Origin of the sequence: Ralstonia sp. GX3-BWBA (assembly GCF_003290055.1) — a bacterium.
Taxonomy (GTDB): domain Bacteria; phylum Pseudomonadota; class Gammaproteobacteria; order Burkholderiales; family Burkholderiaceae; genus Ralstonia; species Ralstonia holmesii.
This window is the reverse complement of the sequence record NZ_QMKS01000024.1, coordinates 421,837-442,714: the sequence shown is the minus strand read 5'-3', so window position 1 is coordinate 442,714 and position 20,878 is coordinate 421,837. Positions and strand designations below refer to the sequence as shown.

General features: G+C 65.6%; 15 protein-coding genes. 10 read left to right on the top strand and 5 right to left on the bottom strand.

Annotated elements, in window-relative coordinates; genetic code table 11:
• Nucleotides 1-91: 91 nt before the first annotated feature.
• The gene (gene modA, locus DOD19_RS24585) at nucleotides 92-865 is read left to right on the top strand and encodes a molybdate ABC transporter substrate-binding protein (RefSeq protein WP_112188724.1); all 774 of its coding nucleotides are present in this window, start codon (nucleotides 92-94) and stop codon (nucleotides 863-865) included.
• On the opposite strand, the gene DOD19_RS24580 is transcribed toward modA, so the two are convergent.
• Nucleotides 866-2,164 carry an MFS transporter gene (locus DOD19_RS24580; protein WP_024978177.1) on the bottom strand — a complete coding sequence of 433 codons (1,299 nt, stop codon included), beginning with the start codon at nucleotides 2,162-2,164 and terminating at the stop codon, nucleotides 866-868.
• A 178-nt stretch (nucleotides 2,165-2,342) separates the two neighbouring features.
• Here DOD19_RS24580 and DOD19_RS24575 point away from each other — a divergent pair, with 178 nt between their 5' ends.
• From DOD19_RS24575 to DOD19_RS24545, 7 genes are all read left to right on the top strand, one after another.
• Complete coding sequence (locus DOD19_RS24575; RefSeq protein WP_112188722.1) at nucleotides 2,343-3,005, top strand: TetR/AcrR family transcriptional regulator; 663 nt, start codon at nucleotides 2,343-2,345, stop codon at nucleotides 3,003-3,005.
• A gap of 93 nt (nucleotides 3,006-3,098) precedes the next feature.
• Complete coding sequence (locus DOD19_RS24570) at nucleotides 3,099-4,061, top strand: MoxR family ATPase (RefSeq protein ID WP_112188720.1); 963 nt, start codon at nucleotides 3,099-3,101, stop codon at nucleotides 4,059-4,061.
• 12 nt (nucleotides 4,062-4,073) lie between these two features.
• A complete protein-coding gene (locus tag DOD19_RS24565) occupies nucleotides 4,074-5,150 on the top strand; it encodes a DUF58 domain-containing protein (protein WP_024978180.1) in 1,077 nt (358 codons plus the stop codon).
• A gap of 106 nt (nucleotides 5,151-5,256) precedes the next feature.
• The gene (locus tag DOD19_RS24560; protein WP_112188718.1) at nucleotides 5,257-7,290 is read left to right on the top strand and encodes a DUF3488 and DUF4129 domain-containing transglutaminase family protein; all 2,034 of its coding nucleotides are present in this window, start codon (nucleotides 5,257-5,259) and stop codon (nucleotides 7,288-7,290) included.
• Nucleotides 7,291-7,673: 383 nt separating this feature from the next.
• Entirely contained in the window at nucleotides 7,674-8,318 is a 645-nt protein-coding gene (locus DOD19_RS24555) for a carbonic anhydrase (protein ID WP_112188717.1), read from the top strand.
• A 125-nt stretch (nucleotides 8,319-8,443) separates the two neighbouring features.
• Nucleotides 8,444-10,006, top strand: a complete 1,563-nt coding sequence (locus tag DOD19_RS24550; RefSeq protein ID WP_112188715.1) for a SulP family inorganic anion transporter — start codon at nucleotides 8,444-8,446, stop codon at nucleotides 10,004-10,006.
• Nucleotides 10,007-10,308: 302 nt separating this feature from the next.
• Nucleotides 10,309-11,424, top strand: a complete 1,116-nt coding sequence (locus DOD19_RS24545) for a collagen-like triple helix repeat-containing protein (RefSeq protein ID WP_112188713.1) — start codon at nucleotides 10,309-10,311, stop codon at nucleotides 11,422-11,424.
• Between the two features lie 106 nt (nucleotides 11,425-11,530).
• Here the strand turns inward: DOD19_RS24545 and prpF are convergent, their stop codons facing one another.
• From prpF to prpB, 4 genes are all read right to left on the bottom strand, one after another.
• On the bottom strand, nucleotides 11,531-12,730 hold the full coding sequence (gene prpF, locus DOD19_RS24540) for a 2-methylaconitate cis-trans isomerase PrpF (protein ID WP_112188710.1): 1,200 nt from the start codon (nucleotides 12,728-12,730) through the stop codon (nucleotides 11,531-11,533).
• Complete coding sequence (gene acnD / locus DOD19_RS24535; RefSeq protein ID WP_112188708.1) at nucleotides 12,727-15,324, bottom strand: Fe/S-dependent 2-methylisocitrate dehydratase AcnD; 2,598 nt, start codon at nucleotides 15,322-15,324, stop codon at nucleotides 12,727-12,729. Before acnD ends, prpF begins: the two co-directional genes overlap by 4 nt.
• A gap of 316 nt (nucleotides 15,325-15,640) precedes the next feature.
• Nucleotides 15,641-16,810, bottom strand: a complete 1,170-nt coding sequence (gene prpC, locus DOD19_RS24525) for a 2-methylcitrate synthase (RefSeq protein WP_027679536.1) — start codon at nucleotides 16,808-16,810, stop codon at nucleotides 15,641-15,643.
• Nucleotides 16,811-16,846: 36 nt separating this feature from the next.
• Nucleotides 16,847-17,743 (bottom strand): methylisocitrate lyase, encoded by an 897-nt coding sequence (prpB, locus tag DOD19_RS24520; protein WP_112188706.1) that lies wholly within the window; start codon nucleotides 17,741-17,743, stop codon nucleotides 16,847-16,849.
• A gap of 194 nt (nucleotides 17,744-17,937) precedes the next feature.
• Between prpB and prpR the strand changes: the two genes are divergently transcribed.
• Nucleotides 17,938-19,884, top strand: coding sequence for a propionate catabolism operon regulatory protein PrpR (prpR, locus tag DOD19_RS24515; RefSeq protein WP_024978189.1), 1,947 nt, complete (start codon nucleotides 17,938-17,940; stop codon nucleotides 19,882-19,884).
• 113 nt (nucleotides 19,885-19,997) lie between these two features.
• On the top strand, nucleotides 19,998-20,696 hold the full coding sequence (locus DOD19_RS24510; protein WP_112188704.1) for an HD-GYP domain-containing protein: 699 nt from the start codon (nucleotides 19,998-20,000) through the stop codon (nucleotides 20,694-20,696).
• The last annotated feature ends 182 nt before the right edge of the window (nucleotides 20,697-20,878 follow it).

Genomic DNA, 20,878 nt, shown 5'->3' with positions numbered 1-20,878 from the left:
GTGATATCCGGCATTCAGGTAGCGCATTGACCGAGCGTTATATCGACTCGTATATTACGGCCGGTCATCCATCCACTTTCCCGGGTTCTTCATGCAACGCTTCTCGCTGCGCGCGCACGTGCGCGCCATTGGTCTGGTCGCTGCGCTGGCGCTGGGTTTGGCCGCGCCCGTTCATGCGGCGGACCTGGTTGTTTCAGCGGCCGCCAGTCTGACCAACGCCTTCAAGACGATCGCGCAGCAGTACGAAGTGCTGCACCCGGACACCAAGGTCGTGCTCAACTTTGGCGCGTCGGACGTGCTGATGCAGCAGATCGTGAAGGGCGCCCCCGCAGACGTGTTTGCCTCCGCCGATCAGGAGGCGATGAACAAGGCCGTGGCCGAGAAAGTCATCAAGGCCGAGACGCGCCACGACTTTGTCGCTAACCAGCTCGTGCTGATCGTGCCCGCCACGGGCACGGTGCCCGTGCATGCGCTGGCCGATCTCACGAGGCCCGAAGTGAAACGTGTGGCGATCGGCAATCCGGCGTCGGTGCCGGTGGGCCGCTATGCCAAGCGTGCGCTGGAAGCGGCCAAACTGTGGGAGCCGGTGGAGGCCAAGGCCGTGCTGGCGCAGAACGTGCGGCAGGCGCTGGACTATGTGTCGCGAGGCGAGGTTGAGGCCGGCCTGGTGTTTTCCACCGATGCCGCCATCGCCGCTGACAAGGTGAAGGTTGCGAGCCCCGTGCCGCTGAATGTACCGCTCACGTACCCGATCGCCGTGACCTCGGGCACGAAGCAGCCGCAACCGGCGGCCGACTTCGTGGCGTATGTGCTGTCGCCCGCCGGCCAGGCGGTGCTGGCCAAGTACGGTTTCCTGAAACCTTGATTACGCGGTAGCTGGCTGGCCCGCGCGCTCGGCATCCTGCTTGGGCGTGCGGTGAATGCGCAGCACCAGGAAGGCGCCCGCCACGCACAGCCCGCCCGAAATCATGGAAGCGAGCGTGTAGTTGCCCAGCGAAGCGCGCATCATGCCCGCACCCAGCGTGGCGAATGCCGCGCCTAACTGATGCCCCGCGACGATCCAGCCGAACACGATGGGCGCCGCGGCCTTGCCGAACACGTCGTTGGTCAGGCGCACGGTGGGCGGCACGGTGGCAATCCAATCCAGACCATAGAAGATTGCGAACACCGGCAGGCCGAAGAACTCGAAGCCGAACGCATACGGCAGGTAGATCAGCGACAGGCCGCGCAGGCCGTAGTACCAGAACAGCAGCACGCGGCTGTTGTAGCGGTCGGACAGCCAGCCCGACAGCGTGGTGCCCACCAGATCGAAAATCCCCATCGCCGCGAGCAGGCTCGCGCCCTTCACTTCAGAGAACCCGTGGTCTGCGCACATGGCGATGAAGTGCGTGCCGATGTAGCCGTTGGTGCTCGCACCGCAGATGAAGAAGCTGGCAAACAGCAGCCAGAAATCGCGCTTGCGGGCCGCCTGCACGAGCGTCTGCATGGCCAGGGTGATCGGGTTGGCGCGCGGGCCTGGATCGACTTCCGGCGCATCGGAGGGTTCGCCATAGGTGCGCAGACCGACGCTCTTGGGCGATTCCGGCAGCAGCATCCACACGACCGGCAACAGCAACGCCAGCGCGCCGGCCACGATCAGCACCACCGGGCGCCAGCCGTAGCTCTCGACCACTGCGGCCATCATCGGCAGGAACACAAGCTGCCCCGTGGCCGAGCTGGCCGTCAGGATGCCCATGGCCAGCCCGCGATGCGAAGTGAACCAGCGATTGACCACCGTCGCGCCCAGCGTGATGGCCGCCACGCCCGTGCCGCCGCCTACCATCACGCCCCACAGCAGCACCATCTGCCACGGCTCGTGCATCATCGCCGAGAGTGCCGTGCCGGAAATCAGCACCGCCAGCGCGCCGAGCACCGTCGGGCGGATGCCGAAATACTGCATCGACGCCGCTGCAAACGGCCCCGTCAGCCCATACAGGGCAATACCGATCGAGATGGCCAGCGAGATCGTGCTGCGGCTCCAGCCGAATTCGTGCTCGAGCGGCAGCATCATCACGCTGGGCGTGGCGCGCGTGCCAGCCGCGCATAGCAGGATCAGGAACACCACCGCCAGCGCAAGCCAGCTGTAGTGAAAACGGGGGGCGATGAGGCGGGCAAGTCGCTGCATGGGCTGTCCGATTCTTTCGATTCTTAATTCTTGTTGGGGCGACAATATCGCATTCGTTACCGGTCGGTAACAACGTGGTTGCGATAGTAGGTACCGGTCGGTAACATGTCAAGCAGCATTCGAATGACACCGGCGTGGCTGGGGGTTTGTGCCCCACCGCGCTTGCAGGAGCACCACCATGGCCACCCTCAATCGTCGCGGACCTCGCGCGCTTTCCACCACCGTTGAGCAACCCAAGCCGACGCCGCGTCGCATCAGCGGTGAGGACGCTCACGCCAGCTTGCTCGAAGCGGCTCGTCAACTGTTTTACTACGAAGGCGTGCGGGCCGTGGGCGTCGAGGCCGTGGTGGAGAAGGCCGGCGTCAACAAGATGAGCCTGTACCGCCAGTTCAAGTCGAAGGACGATCTCGTCATCGCTTACCTGGAGCGCAGCGACGAGAGCTTCTGGGGCTACTTCAACGCGAGCGTGGCCAAGCACCCGGACGATGCGCGAGCGCAATTGCTGCAGTTCTTCATCGATGTCTCCGAGCGCGCTTCGCGCCCCGGCTACCGGGGCTGCCCATTCGTGAATGTGGCGGCGGAGTTCCCGGACCTGACGCATCCGGCGCGGCAGTTTGTCCAGCGCAACAAGGCGCTGCTGCTCACCCGCCTGCGTGACCGCGCCCGAGCCGCCGGTGCGAGCGATCCCGATGCGCTGGCCGACGACCTGGCCTTCCTGATCGAAGGCGCCTACACCGCCAGCCAGACCTTCGGCACCGATGCGCCGCGCCTCATCAAGAGCCTGCCGCGCACGGCACGCGTGTTGCTCGATGCGGCTATCCCCGCGCGCAAACCGGACTGATGTTGTAGCGCACTCACGCACACGAGAGATGGGCGCGCGGGTGTCGTGCGATGCCGCTACACTCGCTGGCATTGTTGCTTCGGCCGCACCTTGATGACGCCCAACCAAGCCCCGCTGTCTCCCGTTCGTACGACACCCGCTACGCTGCTCACGTTGCCGGCTGCGCTGTCGCAGGCGCAACGCGCGCTCGATCGCGTCGTGCTCGGCAAGCCGCTGCAGATTCGCCTGGCGCTGGCGTGTCTGATCGCACGCGGGCACCTGCTGCTGGAAGACCTTCCGGGCGTGGGCAAGACCACGCTGGCGCATGCGCTGGCCCGCACACTCGGGCTGCAATACCAGCGTGTGCAGTTCACGAGCGATTTGCTGCCGACCGACCTGATCGGCGTATCGATCTACGTGAAAGAGAAGGGCGCATTCGAATTCCACCCCGGGCCGCTGTTCGCGCAGGTGGTGCTGGCCGACGAAATCAACCGCGCCACGCCCAAGGCGCAGAGCGCGCTGCTCGAAGCCATGGCCGAAGGGCAGGTCACGCATGACGGGGCGACGTATCCGCTGCCCGAGCCGTTCTTCGTGATTGCCACGCAGAACCCGCTGAACCAGATCGGCACGCATCCGCTGCCGGAATCGCAGTTGGATCGCTTTACGATGCGGCTGTCGCTGGGTTATCCCGATCAAAGTTCGGAACGTGCGTTGTACCTTGGGGGTGGTGCGCCGCAAGACATTGAAGCGGTGCTGACCGCCGCGCAGGTCATCGCCTTGCAGACGACCGCCGATGCCGTACACGTGGCGCCGGCGTTGGTCGACTACGTGCTCGCGCTGGTGAACGCCACGCGCATCGACGCACAGGTGCAGATGGGTCTGTCGCCGCGCGCCGGGCTGGCGTTGCTGGCGGCGGCGCGTGCCTGGGCGCTGATCGATGACCGCGACGCCGTGCTGCCCGAAGACGTGCAAGCCGTATTCAAGGCCGTGGCGGCGCACCGGTTGTTGCCCACGGGCGGCACGCTGTCGGCCACCGCGCTGGCGCAGCGGCTGCTCGACACGGTCGCTATTCCCTAAGTACGCGGCGTCATGGCGCGGTTCACGTCTCTGCTGTTGGCGCCGCTGCGTGTGCTCGGTGCGGGCCTGGCGATGCTGCCCGGCGTGCGCTTTGCGCGCTCGCGTGTGCAACGCTTTCTGCAACGGCCGCGCAAGCCGCGCGAAGGCCGCATCCGCCTGGACCGCAATCACGTCTACATCCTGCCCACTGCGGCCGGCGGCGGCTTTGCGTTGCTGCTGGTCGTGATGCTGCTCACCTCGCTCAACTACAACGTGAGCCTCGGTTTTCTGCTGACCTTCGTGCTGGCCGGCGTGGCAGCGTCCGCCATGTGGCAGACACATCGCAACCTCGTTGATCTGGAAGTGCGCGGCGCGGCGGGCGATGCCGTGTTTGCCGGACATGCGTTGAATGTTGGCGTGGCATTGGCCAATGTCACGCCATGGGCGCGTGTGGGTGTGGATGTGAGCGCCGCGCAAGCCGCCGCGGTGGAAACATCGCTCGACGCGCAAGACGCCATCGTGGCCGCGTTGTCTTTCGCCGATCAGCCGCGCGGTTGGTTCAAGTTGCCGCGCCTGACGGTGTCGACGCGTTTTCCGCTTGGCCTGTTTCGCGCGTGGAGCTATGCCGATGCGCCGCTCACGCTGTTGGTCTATCCCGCACCGGAACCTTCCGCGCCGCCGCTGCCCGCCAGCTTTGCGCCCGACCCTGGCGACGAAGACGACACGCGCGCCGCCCGCACCCATGTCGAAGAAGCCGCAGACCAATTGCGCACGTACCGCCCCGGCGACGCACTGCGCAGCATTGCCTGGAAGCACAGCGCGCGGCTCGACACGTGGATGAGCCGCACCGGCCAGCAAGTCCGCCACGCGCAATGCGTGCTCGCGTGGGAAGCGCTGCCGCCCTCGATGAACGTGGAACAACGCCTGTCGCGCCTGTGCGCGTGGGTGCTGGCCGCCGAGCACGCCCCCGCCGGCGATGAACCCGAATACACGCTGAGCCTGCCGGGCACTGTCATTGGCCCGGCGCGGGGTGTTGCGCATCGGGACGCATGTCTGCGTGCGTTGGCGTTGTGGGGTAAGCCTGCGATGCCGGAAGAGGGGCCGGCATGAGCAGTAAGCAGGGGCCCCGCGCAGCGGGGATGCGCACGGCCGCGAATGCCGCCGGCCACCGACACCACTCGGCTCGGATGATCGACATGCGCGGGGAGGTGGCCACATGACCACTGCCACCATCGGCACCGAAGCGGCCGCCTTCGGTTCGGCCCGCGCGCTGACCCATCGCGAGCACGGCTGGCTGATTGCGCAGCTTGCTGTCGTGCTTGTGCCGCTGCTGCGTGCGCTGCCGCTGGTGACCTGCGCCGTGTTCGGCGTGCTGCTGCTCTGGCGCGCGCTGCTGTGGGTGCGGGGCGCGCCGTTGCCGGGCAAGTGGTTGTTGGGGCTGACGGGCGTGGCCACCCTTGTCGTGACGCTGGCACTCGCCATGCGCACCGGCGGAAACATTGGGCGGGACTTGTCGGTGGCGCTGCTTGGCGCGTTTCTCGTGCTCAAGCTGATGGAATCGCACACCGTGCGCAACGGCGTGCTCGTCACGCAGTTGTGCTGTTTCCTGCTGCTCTCGCAGGGGCTGTTCGACCAGCCGCCCTGGCTGGCCGCCACCATGCTGGCGACCGTGGCGCTGCTGTTGCGCAATTGGCTGTTGCTGCTGCATCCGCAGGCGCGTACGCGCGTATCCCCCGCGCGTGTGCTGGCGCGTTTGGTGCTCATGGGGTTGCCGTGCGCGGCGGTGCTGTTCCTGCTGTTCCCCCGGCTGGATCATCCGCTGTGGCGCCTGCCGCAAACTGCCGACACCGCCGTCAGCGGCCTGTCTGACCGCATGGCGCCCGGCTCCGTCGGTCAACTGATCCTCTCCGACGATCTTGCCTTCCGTGTCGATTTTGCCGGCGTGCCGCCACCGCTCGACACGCTCTACTGGCGCGGCATGGTGCTGTGGCGTTTTGATGGCCAAGCGTGGACGGCTGCGTCGATGCGGCAACGTCCCGCAGCGGAAAGCGTACCCAATTCTGCGAACGCAATGAGCGGCGCGCCGGGCGTATTCGACTACAACATCACACTGGAACCGACGCGCCAGCGCTGGCTGTTTGCGCTCGATCGCGGCCAGTCGATCGAGGCGCGAGACGGCACCGGCCGCAGCATCGACGGCGAATTCATCAGCACGCAACCGCTCGACCAGCGCGTGCGCTATCACGCGCGCTCGCGGCTGCCCGAGCGCAATCGCGCGGACGACGCCCGCCCGCTCGACCCGCTTACGCAGCAGATGGCGCTGGCGTTGCCGCCGGGCAACGGCCAAGCGCGTGCGCTGGCAGCGCAATGGGCCGAGCTGCCGCCGCCTGAGCGCGTATCGGCGGCGCTCAAGCTGTTTGGCCGCGCACCTTTTGCCTACACGCTTGAACCGGAGCCGTTGCAGGATCAGCAGATCGATGATTTTCTCTTCCGCACGCACCGTGGCTTCTGCGAGCACTACGCGGGCAGCTTCGTCTTCCTGATGCGCGCGGCGGGCGTGCCGGCGCGTGTGGTGGTGGGCTACCTCGGCGGCGAGGTGAATGCCATGAGCGGCGACATCATCGTGCGCCAGTCCGATGCACATGCCTGGGCTGAGGTGTGGCTCGACGGACGCGGCTGGGTGCGTGTGGACCCAACCGCCGCCGTCGCGCCGCAACGCGTTGAACGTGGCTTGGCTGCCGCCGTGCCCGCCAGCGAATTCCGCTCGCGCCGCGCAGAAGAACCGGGTTGGCTGCGCAGCGTGCGCTGGGGGCTGGATGGCCTGATCAGCGGCTGGAACAGTTGGGTGCTCGGCTACGACCGCAGCCGCCAGGCGCGGCTGTTTGCGTGGCTTGGGTTGGATGCAGCGGACCCCCGCGCGGTGCTGTGGGGCGTGTCGGGTTTGTTCCTGCTCGCTGCGCTGCCGCTGCTGTGGCAGCAGCGCAAGCCCAAGCCTGACCCGGTGCAGGCCCAGTGGCAGCGCCTGTGTGACCGGCTGGCAAGGCATGGTTGCGCGCGCGGTCCGGCAGAGGGCCCGACGGCCTATGCCGAGCGTGCCGCCGCGCAGTTTCCGCACGCGGCTCAGGCGTTGCGCAATGCAGCCGCCGGTTACGTCGCCCTGCGCTACGGACGCGACGATGGCGATGCGCAAGCGCGTGCCCAGCGGTTCACGCAATGGCGCGAAGCGGTTGCGCAAGTTCGCCTGGGCTAACGCGCAAGCTGTTGATCGGCTTAGAAAACGTGCCCCAAATGCGGGCACCCACGTGGTTGATCGAGGGTGCTGGTCATTCACCTGTGATGGAATATTTTCCGATCCAAGAATTAAATATTTCGGATAGATAACTTGGGCAGTGGAATAACTGCACGCAGTTTCCCGATTGCAGATAATCGGTGCGACAGAGTCGCGCAGGGCGTGCGCATTATCGGTGCATATTCGATCCGATTTGACGTCGATACCCTCACTGGCACAGCGGGAACCTTTCTCATACGATGGTTTTCGTAACGTTTCCGCTGCACTGCAACGTTGTCGCGAACACCCGCCCAACTGGGTTTCCGGCCTGCAGCGGTCTCGCAGATTCCGCAGGAGCCATACCAATGCATCGACCGAAACGCATGCTTGTCGAGAATGTCGCGTGGGCGCACGAAACTGCCACACGTGATCCCGGATTCTTTTCACGTTTGGCCCAAGGCCAACAACCCCAGGTGTTATGGATCGGCTGTGCAGACAGCCGTGTGCCCGCTGAAACCATTACGCATTCCAACCCGGGCGATTTATTCGTCCATCGCAATATCGCCAATCTTGTTTGTCCGGCGGACGACAACACGATGAGCGTGCTGGAATATGCGGTGCGCGTGCTCAAGGTCGCGCACGTGATCGTGTGCGGGCATGACGGCTGCGGTGGCGTACGTGCATCGCTGCTGCCGCCGCCCGATGGTTTGCCGCACGTGGCGCGCCGCATTGCGCCGCTGTGCGCGCTGGCCGGCCGTCACCGTACAGAACTTGATGCCGTGTCCGATCTGGATGCACGCGTCAATCGCCTGGCCGAACTCAACGTGCTCGAACAGGTGCGCTGCCTGCGCGAGAGCGCCATCGTGCGCGAGGCAGAACGCCCGCCACGCATACACGGCTGGATCTTCGGCCTGGCCGATGGGCACATCCGCGTGCTGGCTTCGGGCGATCCTGATGCGGAACACGCCACCCGCGGCGACATCCTGATGCCCGCCGAGGCCATCGCTTAACCCGATCGGCGGCGGCGTTTGCGGCCGCCGCTGTTTCCCGACGTTTTCTCTCCTCACGCATGCCGGCGGTGCCCCGCCCGCAGGCAGGCGTTCGCGCGTGCGCAATTCATACAACTCCAACAACCATGCAAACACCAACCTCACCGGCATTCTTCCCGCGCGACATGCTCGCCGGGCTTATCGTGTTCTTTGTCGCCCTGCCGCTGTGCCTGGGTATTGCCAATGCATCGGGCGTTGACCCGCTTGCCGGGCTGCTCTCCGGCATGATCGGCGGCCTGGTGGTGGCGCTGCTCAGCGGCTCGCAACTGAGCGTGAGCGGCCCGGCTGCGGGCCTCGTCGTGATCGTCGTGGACGGCATTGCCAAGCTGGGCGGTTTCTCGGCGTTTCTGATGGCCGTGGCGCTGGCGGGCGCGTTGCAGTTTGTGTTCGGCATGCTGCGCGCCGGGCGCTTTGCGGCGTATGTGCCGTCGTCGGTCATCAAGGGCATGCTCGCGGCGATCGGGCTGCTGCTGATCATCAAGCAGGTGCCGTTGGCGCTTGGGCTGGCAGGGGCCGATGGTGCGGCCGGCGCGGGCACGGTCGCCACGCCGTTGGGGTCGATGTCCTTGACGGCGCTGCTGGTGACGCTGTTGTCAGCCGCCGTGCTCATCGGCTGGGATACGCCGATGCTGCGGCGATTCACGCTGGTCCGCGCGCTGCCTTCGCCGCTGGTTGTGGTGGCACTCGGCATTGGCGTGACATTGCTCCTTGAGGTGGTGGCGCCGGGCATTGCAGTGCCGGCCGAGCATCGTGTCGATCTACCGTCGCTGGCTTCGTTCGGGGCGTTTCTCGATGCGCTTGAGTCGCCCGCACTCGGGGCACTGGGCAATCCCGATGTCTGGCGCGTAGCGATGGCACTGGCCATCGTGGCCAGCCTCGAGACGCTGCTGTGCCTGGAGGCCGTCGAGCAGATCGACCCAAAGAAACGTGCTGCATCGCCAGATCGCGAGCTGAAGGCGCAAGGCGTGGGCAACCTGGTGGCAGGCCTGTTTGGCGGGCTGCCGATCACGTCCGTCATCGTGCGCAGTTCGGCCAACGTGCACGCCGGCGCGCAGAGCCGCTGGTCAGCCGTCGTGCATGGTGTGCTGCTGCTGGCGAGCGTGTTTGCGCTCACCACCATCGTCAATCTGATTCCGCTGGCGTGCCTGGCCACCATCCTGATCTTCACCGGCTACAAGCTGGCCAAGCCGTCGCTGTTCGTGGCGGTGGCGCGGCAGGGGTGGGATCGCTTTGCACCCTTCATCGCCACCATCGTCGGGGTGCTGCTGACGGACTTGCTGATCGGCATCGTGATCGGCATTGCGCTGAGCATCGCGCTGGCGATCCGCGCCAACCTGCGCCGCACGATTGTCATGGCGCGCCATCACGACCACTTCCTGCTGTCGTTCCGCAAGGATGTGTCGTTCATGGGCAAGGTGCCGCTCAAGCGCTATCTGGCGCAGGTGCCGGACCACGCCACGCTCATCGTCGACGGTGCCCGAGCAGATTACATCGACCCCGACGTGCGCGAGATGGTCGAGCACTTCATCGAGGCGGCGCCGGCGCGCGGCATCGTGATCGAACGCCATCACTTTGATGCGACCGTGCCACAGCGCGCTCCGGGGCTTCGCATGCCGCGCCTGCCATTTTTGCGTACCGCAGCCAGATAACGTGTGTTCGCCGTTTAACCCATTTTGGGTAATTTGGAGTGTTGCCTCCAAACATAATCCGGAAATCTTGCTGCAAGGCGAACGTTTGCGCCACGGTGGCACTTCGTCTGGCGGCGATCCCCTGGGCCTAGTTGGCTTCAGACCAGGGATCGCCGGCGTTTGACAATGTTTGCAATTGCCATCGACTCGGTTAATAGACTTAATTTGAACGCGCTATCCAGTGATTCGGATGGCGCACCGATAAAGGATCGAATCAGGCAAAGCGCGCATTATCAAGCGCATTTTTAAAGCGGGAGGCAGACATGAAGGCATTGCAACGAGGAACACTGGTTTCGGCGGCCTTGGTAGGTCTGCTTGTGCTGGGCGGCTGCGCCAGCTCCGGCTCGGGTGACATGAGCGGTACCACCGGCAGCGATGGCAGCTCTGCCAGCAACGGCGGCGGCTCCGGTTCCAACGGCTCGGGGGGTACGACAACGACTGCGTCCACCACGCCCACCGGCGACATCGCCTACAAAAGCGGCGGGGTGGTGACGGCCACGGGGGACGCTATCAGCAGCCTGGGGTCGACGGTGGGCGGCAGCAATCTGCCGGGTGCGTCGGCGCTGGGCAACGTGGTCGACAACGTGGGCAATACGGTGTCGGCGCTCGGCACGGGCGTGCAATCGGGCCTGGGTAGCATCGGCACCAGCTCGAACCCGGTCGGCACCACGGTGTCGAGCACCGGCAACGTGGTGACGCAGGTCGGGAATACCGTCGATGCAACGGGTGGCCTCGTGAGCAGTCTCGGCTCCGGGCCGTTGCAGCCGCTGTCGCCGGTCACGTCACCGGTGGGTGGCGCGGTTTCGCAGGTTGGGCAGGCAGTGGCGGGCGCGGGCGGCACGCTTGGCACGGCCTTGTCGACGGGGCCGGTGGAGCAGGTCACGCAGCAGGTCAGTTCCGCTGTGGTGCCGCTCACCTCGCAGGTGACCACTGCCACGCAGACGCTGGGCAACAGCACCGGCCTGGGCGCGCCTGCCAAGAACCTGTTGGAGACGGTGGGCGATGGTGTGGCCAACGTCGGTACGTCGCTGACCGCCACGAATGCCCCGGGCGTCTCGGGCCTGGGCGGCGTGGTCACGGCCACGGGCAACACGGTGGCAGCACTGGGCGGCCCGCTGTCTGGCGGTAGTGCATCGGGTAGCCCGTTGGCGCCGATCACGAATGCCTTGGGCGGCGTAGGAGGAGGCAGCAGCCCGCTGGGTGCGGTGACCGGCGCGTTGGGCGGTACGCCGACCGCTGGCGGCACGGCGCCGATCGGCTCGCTGGTCACCAGTGTGGGCACCTCCGTCACGTCCACGGGCGCCACCACGCCGCTGGCACCGGTGACAGGCACGGTGGGCGGCGCACTCACCACCATAGGCGGCGCCCTGACGCACTGATGCACTGACTGCGTTCCTGCAATGCAAATGGGCCAGCAAGGCTGGCCCATTCTCCAAGCCGTTCTGCACGATGCTGAACGGCTTTTTCTTTCCTACTCCCTCTGGCTCAAGCCCCTGGCACGCGCACCCAGCCTTCCATCAGCACACGTGCGCTGCGGCTCATGATGGCCTTGGTGACGGCCCATTCGCCGTCCACCAGCTTGGCCTCCGCGCCCACACGCAGCGTGCCCGACGGATGCCCAAATCGCACGGCATTAGGCACCGCGCCACGTTCTCCGCCGCCAGCCGCGAGGTTGACGAGCGTGCCCGGAATTGCCGCCGCCGTGCCAATGGCCACTGCCGCCGTGCCCATCATCGCGTGGTGCAGCTTGCCCATCGACAGCGCGCGCACGAGCAGATCGACATCGCCCGCGCCGACTTTCTTGCCGCTCGACGCCACGTAGTCTTTTGGCGGTGCAACGAACGCCACCTTGGGCGTGTGTTGCCGCGTGGCAGCTTCGTCGATGCTCTTGATCAGGCCCATGCGCACCGCGCCATGCGCGCGAATGGTCTCGAACATTGCCAGCGCCTTCGCATCGCCGTTGATGGCGTCCTGCAGCTCGGTGCCGGTGTAGCCGATGGCCTCTGCGTTGATGAAGATCGTCGGGATACCCGCGTTGATCATCGTCGCCTTGAGCGTGCCCACGCCCGGCACGTCCAGGTCGTCGACGAGGTTGCCGGTGGGGAACATCGCGCCGCCGCCGTCGCCATCTTCTTCCGCCGCCGGGTCGAGGAATTCGAGCCGCACTTCGGCCGCCGGGAAGGTCACCCCGTCGAGTTCAAAGTCGCCCGTTTCCTGCACCGCGCCGTTGGTGATGGGCACGTGCGCAATGATGGTCTTGCCGATATTGGCCTGCCAGATGCGCACGATGGCGGTGCCGTTCTGCGGCACACGGCTCGCATCGACCAACCCGTTGCTGATGGCGAAGGGCCCGACTGCTGCGGAGAGGTTGCCGCAGTTGCCCGACCAATCCACAAACGGCTTGTCGATGGAGACCTGGCCGAACAAGTAATCCACGTCGTGGTCCGGGCGCGTGCTCTTGCTGAGGATGACGGTCTTACTCGTGCTGGACGTGGCGCCGCCCATGCCGTCGATCTGCTTGCCGTATGGGTCGGGGCTGCCGATCACGCGCATCAGCAAGGCGTCACGCGCGGCGCCGGGTTGCTGCGCGGACTGCGGCAGATCCTGCAGACGGAAGAACACGCCCTTGCTGGTGCCGCCACGCATGTAGGTGGCGGGAATCTTCACTTGCGCCGGGTGGCTCATGCCGCCTCCTTGTTCGATTCCAGGAAGTCCTGCGCAAAGCGCTGCAGCACGCCGCCGGCTTCGTAAATCGAGACTTCTTCATCGCTGTCCAGGCGGCACGTAACGGGCACTTCCACGCGTTCGCCGTTCTTGCGGTGGATGACGAGCGTCAGGGCTGCGCGCGGCTTGCGTTCGCCGACCACGTCAAAGGATTCGGTGCCGTCGATGCCCAGCGTGAGGCGCGTGGTGCCCGGCTTGAACTCCAGCGGCAGCACGCCCATGCCGATCAGGTTCGTGCGGTGGATGCGCTCGAAGCCTTCGGCCACGATGACTTCCACGCCGGCCAGGCGCACGCCCTTGGCCGCCCAGTCGCGCGAGCTGCCCTGGCCGTAGTCGGCGCCGGCAATCACGATCAGCGGCTGCTTGCGCTCCATGTAGGTCTCGATGGCTTCCCACATGCGCGTGACCTTGCCTTCGGGCTCGATGCGCGTGAGCGATCCCTTCTTCACGGTGCCATCGACCACGGCCATCTCGTTGATGAGCGTGGGGTTGGCAAACGTCGCGCGTTGCGCGGTCAGGTGATCGCCGCGGTGCGTGGCGTACGAGTTGAAGTCCTCTTCCGGCAGGCCCATCTTGGCCAGGTATTCACCAGCGGCGCTGCTCGCCAGGATGGCGTTGGACGGCGAGAGGTGATCGGTCGTGATGTTGTCGCCCAGCACGGCCAGCGGGCGCAGGCCCTTGAGCGTGCGCTCGCCAGCCAGCGCGCCTTCCCAGTACGGCGGGCGGCGAATATACGTGCTCTGCGGGCGCCACGCGTACAGCGGGCTCACGTTGGCAACGGACTCGCTGCGCTGCTCGAACATCGGGATGTACACCTTGCGGAACTGCTCCGGCTTGACCGATGCACGCACGATGGCGTCGATCTCTTCGTCGGTCGGCCACAGGTCTTTGAGCAGGATCGGCTTGCCGTTGGCATCGGTGCCGAAGCTGTCGCGCTCGATATCGAAGCGCACCGTGCCGGCAATCGCATAGGCCACCACCAGCGGCGGGGATGCGAGGAACGCCTGCTTGGCATACGGATGGATGCGGCCGTCGAAGTTGCGGTTGCCCGACAGCACGGCCGTGGCGTACAGGTCGCGGTCGATGATCTCTTGCTGGATCTTCGGGTCCAGTGCGCCGCTCATGCCGTTGCACGTGGTGCACGCAAACGCGACGATGCCGAAGCCGAGCTTCTCCAGTTCGTGCTTCAGGCCGGCTTCTTCCAGATACAGCTCAACGGCCTTGGAGCCCGGCGCAAGCGAGCTCTTCACCCACGGCTTGCGGGTCAGGCCCAGGCGGTTGGCATTGCGCGCCAGCAGCGCCGCGGCAATCACGTTGCGCGGGTTGCTGGTGTTGGTGCAGCTCGTGATGGCCGCGATGATGACAGCGCCATCCGGCATCTGGCCCGGCGTTTCTTCCCACTTGCCGGCGATGCCCTTGGCGGCCAGGTCGGTCGTCGCCACGCGCGCGTGCGGGTTGGACGGGCCGGCCATGTTGCGCACCACGCTCGACAGGTCAAAGCGCAGCACGCGTTCGTATTCCGCATGCTTGAGCGTGTCGGACCACAGGCCGGCCGTCTTGGCATACGTCTCGACCAGCTTGACCTGCTCGTCGGTGCGGCCGGTCAGGCGCAGGTAGTCGAGCGTGTTGTCGTCGATCGAGAACATGGCGGCGGTGGCGCCGTACTCGGGGGCCATGTTCGAGATGGTGGCGCGGTCGCCCAGCGTCAGCTTGGATGCGCCTTCGCCGTAGAACTCGAGGTATGCGCCCACCACCTTCTGCTTACGCAGGAATTCGGTCAACGCCAGCACGATGTCGGTGGCGGTGATACCGGGCTGGCGCTGGCCCGTCAGCTCCACGCCAACGATGTCCGGCAGGCGCATCCACGAGGCACGCCCGAGCATCACATTCTCGGCTTCCAGGCCGCCCACGCCGACGGCGATCACGCCCAGCGCATCGACGTGCGGCGTGTGGCTGTCGGTGCCGACGCAGGTGTCGGGGTAGGCCACGCCGTCGTGCGCCTGGATGACGGGCGACATCTTCTCCAGATTGATCTGGTGCATGATGCCGTTGCCCGCTGGGATCACGTCGACGTTCTTGAACGCAAGCTTCGTCCAGTCGATGAAGTGGAAGCGGTCTTCGTTGCGGCGGTCTTCAATGGCGCGGTTCTTGGCGAAGGCGTCGGGGTCGAAGCCGCCGCATTCCACCGCCAGCGAGTGGTCGACGATCAACTGCACCGGCACCACCGGGTTGACCTTGGCGGGGTCGCCGCCCTGGTCGGCAATCGCGTCGCGCAGGCCGGCCAGATCCACCAGCGCGGTTTGGCCCAGGATGTCGTGGCACACCACGCGCGCCGGGAACCAGGGGAAATCCAGATCGCGCTTACGCTCGATCAGTTGCTTGAGCGAGTCGGTGAGGGTGGCTGGGTCGCAGCGGCGGACCAGGTTCTCGGCGAGGACTCGGGAGGTGTACGGGAGCTTGTCGTAGGCGCCGGCTTGGATGGCTTCGACGGCTTCTCTCGCGTCGAAGTAGTCGAGCGTTGTGCCGGGGAGGGGTTTGCGATGTGCTGTGTTCATGGTGTGGGTGCATCCCTTGTTTCATCCCCTGTCGGGGGCGGGCGGTTGTGGTCCATCCCGGGTATCGTCCCCTGCCGGGGCCGACTCACTTTTCTTTGTCTTGCCAAAGAAAAGTAAGCAAAAGAAAGGCGCGCCCGAGATGGCGACTTCCCCTTGAATTTATGTAACCGGGCGGAGACGGGAAAAACTCGCTTCGCTCAAACAGTTTCCCGTCTTCTTTCCGCCCGCTTACAAAAATTCAAGGCGCCATCTAGGGCAGGAACGTCAACGGCCACACCATCTACGGTTTGGGGTTGACGTTCCTTCTCTTGCGGTCTTACGGGCGCTTGCCGATCGGTACGAACTTCAGGTCGTCGGGGCCGGTGTAGTTGGCGCTCGGGCGGATGATCTTGTTGTCGATGCGCTGCTCGATGATGTGCGCTGCCCAGCCCGACGTACGCGCGATCACGAACAGCGGGGTGAACATCGCGGTCGGCACGCCCATCATGTGGTACGACACGGCGCTGAACCAGTCCAGGTTCGGGAACATCTTCTTGATGTCCCACATCACGGTTTCCAGGCGCTCGGCAATGTCGAACATCTTGGTGTTGCTGGCTTCCTTCGACAGCTTGCGCGCCACTTCCTTGATGACCTTGTTGCGCGGGTCGGACACGGTGTACACCGGGTGGCCGAAGCCGATCACGACTTCCTTGGCTTCCACGCGGCGGCGGATGTCGGCTTCGGCCTCGTCCGGGGTGTCGTAGCGCTTCTGGATCTCGAAAGCGACTTCATTGGCGCCGCCGTGCTTCGGGCCGCGCAATGCGCCAATCGCCCCGGTGATGGCCGAGTAGATGTCCGAGCCCGTGCCGGCAATCACGCGGCCGGTGAACGTCGATGCGTTGAACTCGTGCTCGGCATACAGGTTGAGCGAGACGTGCATGGCGTCGACCCACGACTTCGGCGGCTCCACGCCGTGCAGCAGGTGCAGGAAGTGGCCGCCGATGGAGTCGTCATCCGTTTCGACCTCGATGCGCTTGCCGTTGTGGCTGTAGTGGTACCAGTACAGCAGCATCGAGCCGAGCGATGCCATCAGGCGGTCGGCGATGTCGCGCGCGCCGGGGGTGGCGTGGTCGTCCTTCTCTGGGAGCACGGTGCCCAGCACCGACACGCCTGTGCGCATCACGTCCATCGGGTGGGCGGAGGCGGGCACCCACTCCAGGGCGGCCTTCACGTTGGCGGGCAGGCCGCGCAGGGCCTTCAGCTTGGCCTTGTAGGCAGCAAGTTCTGCCTTGTTGGGCAGCTTGCCGTGCACCAGCAGGTGGGCGACTTCTTCAAACTCGCACGCGCCGGCCAGGTCGAGGATGTCGTAGCCGCGGTAGTGCAGGTCATTGCCAGTGCGGCCAACGGTACACAGCGCGGTGTTGCCGGCGGTGACGCCCGACAGGGCCACGGACTTCTTCGGCTTGAAAGCGCCGGCGTTCGGCGTGCTGTTATCGGCTTCGCTCATGGTGTGGTCTCCTTGGATGCGTTGAATTCGTAGGCGTTATTTCTGTGCGGCAAACAGCGCGTCGAGCTTGTCTTCGTACGCGTGGTAGCCGAGATATTGGTACAGATCGGCGCGCGATTGCATGGTTTCCACGGCCGCCTTCTGGGTGCCGTCACGCATCACGGTTTGATAGAAGTTGAGCGCCGCAGCGTTCATCGCACGATAGGCGCCGCAGCAGTACAGCGCGATATCCACGTTGGCGCTGCGCAGTTCGTCGGTGGTAAAGAGCGGTGTGCTGCCGAACTCGGTCAGGTTGGCCAGGATGGGCACCTTCACGGCGGCCTTGAAGCGGCGGTAGTCGTCCAGCGTCTTCATCGCCTCAGGAAAGATCATGTCGGCGCCCGCTTCCACGTAGGCGACGGCGCGCTCGATGGCGGCGTCGATGCCTTCAGAGGCGGCCGCATCGGTGCGGGCCATGATGACGAAATCGTCATCGGTGCGGGCATCCACGGCGGCCTTCACGCGGTCGACCATCTCGTCGATGGAAACGACTTCTTTGCCCGGGCGATGGCCGCAGCGCTTCTGGCCAACCTGGTCTTCCAGGTGCACAGCGGCCACACCGGCCTTGATGAACGAGCGAATGGTGCGCGCAATGTTGAAGGCGCCGCCCCAGCCCGTGTCGATGTCGACCATCAGCGGAATCTGCACGGCATCGGTGATGCGGCGCGCGTCGATCAGCACGTCTTCCATCGTGCTGATGCCCAGATCCGGAATGCCCAGCGAGTTGGCAGCCACGCCGCCGCCCGACAGATACACGGCCTTGAAGCCGGTCTGCTCGGCCATCTTGGCAGCGTAGGCGGTGATGGCGCCCACCACTTGCAGTGGTTGGGATTCAGCCACGGCGGCACGGAATTTGGCGCCGGCGCTGGTCGGGTGTCGTTGGGTTGTGCTCATGAAGGCTCCAGAAAGAACGGCATAAAAGAGCAGGAAGCGGGCCACCTGTGCGAGCCGACGTAACCCCTTGATTTGTATGGATGTGACTTTACCGCTCGCGCGCACATCATTTCAGAAATGAAATTTTCAATTTCAATGTGGAAACGCTCGGCGCATAATGTCGAGACCGCTGTTTTTTCTGGCCGCACCGCACCATGAGCCCCACTGCACCCGAGCTGACCGACCGCCCCCGCATCTGGGCCTGCGGTATCAGCCGCCTGAGCGATCTCTTTCTCGACATTGCCGCCGAGTACAACGACCGCGCCGAGCTGCGCGTCATCACGCGCGGCTTTGAGGACATCGTGCGCGAGATCGAGGCCGCCGGCACAGAGCGGCCCGACGTGGTGGTGGCGGGCGGGTCCAACGGCGCGTATCTGAAGCCGCGTCTGTCGCTGCCCGTGGTCGTCATCAACCCGACGGGTTTTGATGTGATGCACGCGCTGGCCCGCGCCCGGCGCGATGCGGAATCGGTGGCGCTCGTCACCCACGGCGACACGCCCGAAGAGGTGCGCCGCTTTGTCGCCGCCTATGGCATGGATGTGGTGTTTGCCTCGTACACCTCGCGCCAGGGCGCGGAGAGCTGCGTACTGGACCTGCGCGACCGTGGCGTGGGCGTGGTGGTCGGCCCCGGTTTGGTGACGGATCTGGCAACGCAGGCGGGCATGAACGCCGTGTTCCTGTATTCGCGTGACTCCGTGCGTGCGGCATTCGATACCGCGCTCGAAGTCGTGCAGGCCACGCGCCGTGAAACGCTGCGCCGCCAGCGGCTGGACAACCTGCTGCAGCATCTGCGTGACGGTGTGGTCGCGCTGGATGCGCAGGGCCGCGTGGAGGCCATCAACCAGCGGCTGGCCACTGCACTGGGCATCGAGGCAAAACAGGCAATCGGGCAACCGCTGCTCAGCATCGCGCCCAGCCTGCTGGGCTTGCTGCCCGATGCCGACGGCGACACGCTGGGCACCGTGCGGGGCGTGAACTACGTCATCCACCGTGGCCCGCTGACGAGCACCGGCGCCGGCGCGACAGAAGGCACGGTCTTCACCTTCCAGGAATCCCGCGCGGTGGAGCGGCTGGACCGCACGCTGCGTTCACGCCAGCGCCCGCAGCAGTTCAGTGCGCGCTACCGGCTGGAAGACCTGGTGGGCGAATCGCTGCCGATGGAGCGCGTGCGCACGCTGGTGCGTCGCTATGCCAAATCCGACGCCACCGTGCTCGTGCTGGGCGAATCCGGCACGGGCAAGGAGATGGTCGCGCAGGGCATGCATCAGCTCAGCGCGCGGCGCGATTTTCCATTTGTCGCCATCAACTGCGGCGCATTTCCCGAGGCGCTGCTGGAGAGTGAGCTGTTCGGCTACGAAGAGGGCGCTTTCACTGGCGCACGCAAGGGCGGCAAGACCGGGCTGATTGAAGCCGCGCACCGCGGCACGCTGTTTCTTGATGAAATCGGCGAGATGCCGCTGCCGCTGCAAAGCCGCCTGCTGCGCGTGCTGCAGGAGCGCGAGGTGGTGCGGCTGGGCTCCACCGAGCCCACGCGCGTCGATATCCGCGTGATGGCCGCCACGCACCGCGCGCTGACGGACGCGGTGGAAGCCGGCACCTTCCGCGCGGACCTTTACTACCGACTCAACATCCTCAGCATTGCGCTGCCCCCGCTGCGCGAACGGCCCGACGACGTGATGCCCCTGGCCGCTGAACTGCTTGTGCAAGCTGCCCGCCGCGAACCGCGCCTGCTGCTGCGCATTGCCGATACCGAGGAGGCTGCCCGCGTGCTGGCCGGCGTCGCCGAGCCGCTGCGGCGCTACGCCTGGGCCGGCAACGTGCGCGAATTGCAGAGCGTGGTCGAACGGATTGCCGTGGAGCTGGCATACACCGAAGACGCCAGCGCCGTCACGCAAGATGTGCTGCGGCTGATTGCACCGGAAGTGTTTGCCCGCGCCACGCCCGGCAAAGCGGCGGTATTGACGCTGCGCGAGCGCAGCCGTGGCGTGGAAGCCGAAGAGATACGCGCAGCACTGGCAGCCCACGACGGCGATCGCGACGCCGTATGTGCGGCATTGGGCATCAGCAAGACGACGTTGTGGCGGCGGTTGCAGGCGGGGTAGATCAAAAATGACCCGCGTAGGTGGTTGCGGTCGACTGGCGCGCTGACTATCGTGCAATCCTCCATCGAGCCTCCCTGCGTGCTGGCAGGCGCGCTACCAAGAAGGTCAACACCATGGCACAGCAAAGCCGCCCCCACATCATCCTCGCCAGCCTGACGCTTGCTGGCGGGTCGCGCTATCCGTCGGCTCTGGGCCATCTTGTCCGGACGGCCGCTGTTGCGGCGTACCTGGCAAACGTTTTGGAGCTGGACGACGCCGAGCAAAGACGCATCTATCTTGTGGCGCCCGTGCACGACATCGGCAAGCTGGGCATTCCGGATGACGTCCTGCTCAAGCCCGCCTCCCTGACCGACGCGGAGCAAGAGGTCATGCAACGGCACTCGGACATCGGTGCCGACCTGCTTGCCGGAACGCCCGATCCGATCCTGCAATTGGCAGCGAGCGTTGCCCGCCATCATCACGAGCATTTTGACGGCAGCGGCTATCCCGGTGGCCTGGCGGGGGAAGATGTCCCGCTTGCTGCGCGCATCGTCGCCATTGCTGATGCCTTTGACGCCATGCTGGAGCCGCGCGTCTACCGCCAGGGGATGGCCGAAGCCCACGCGCTGGATGTGCTGGCCGAGCAGAGCGGCGGGTATTTCGACCCGACCCTGGTCGAGTGTTTCCTGAAGAAGGTGTCCGAGGTTCGACGCGTCCGTGCTGCTGCAGAAGGCCTGGTGCAGCAGTACGGCGACGTGTCGGGTGTCATCCGGTTCTACGGAGCGCGAGGCGAATCCCCTTCATTCCTGAGGTATATCCAGACGCTTGGATAATCGGCGCCCGGTGCAGCGCGTCATTGCTGGCGGCGCACGCCCGCTCGGCGAAACGCCATGCGCGGCGATCCTGCCAATTGGGGTCACGCTCTTCGCGTAGATGCTTGCCGCGACACCCAATTTGGCGAGCCTTAGCCGTGCAGCGCAAAGCCCACACAACCCTTTGGACGGCTTTTCGGTCG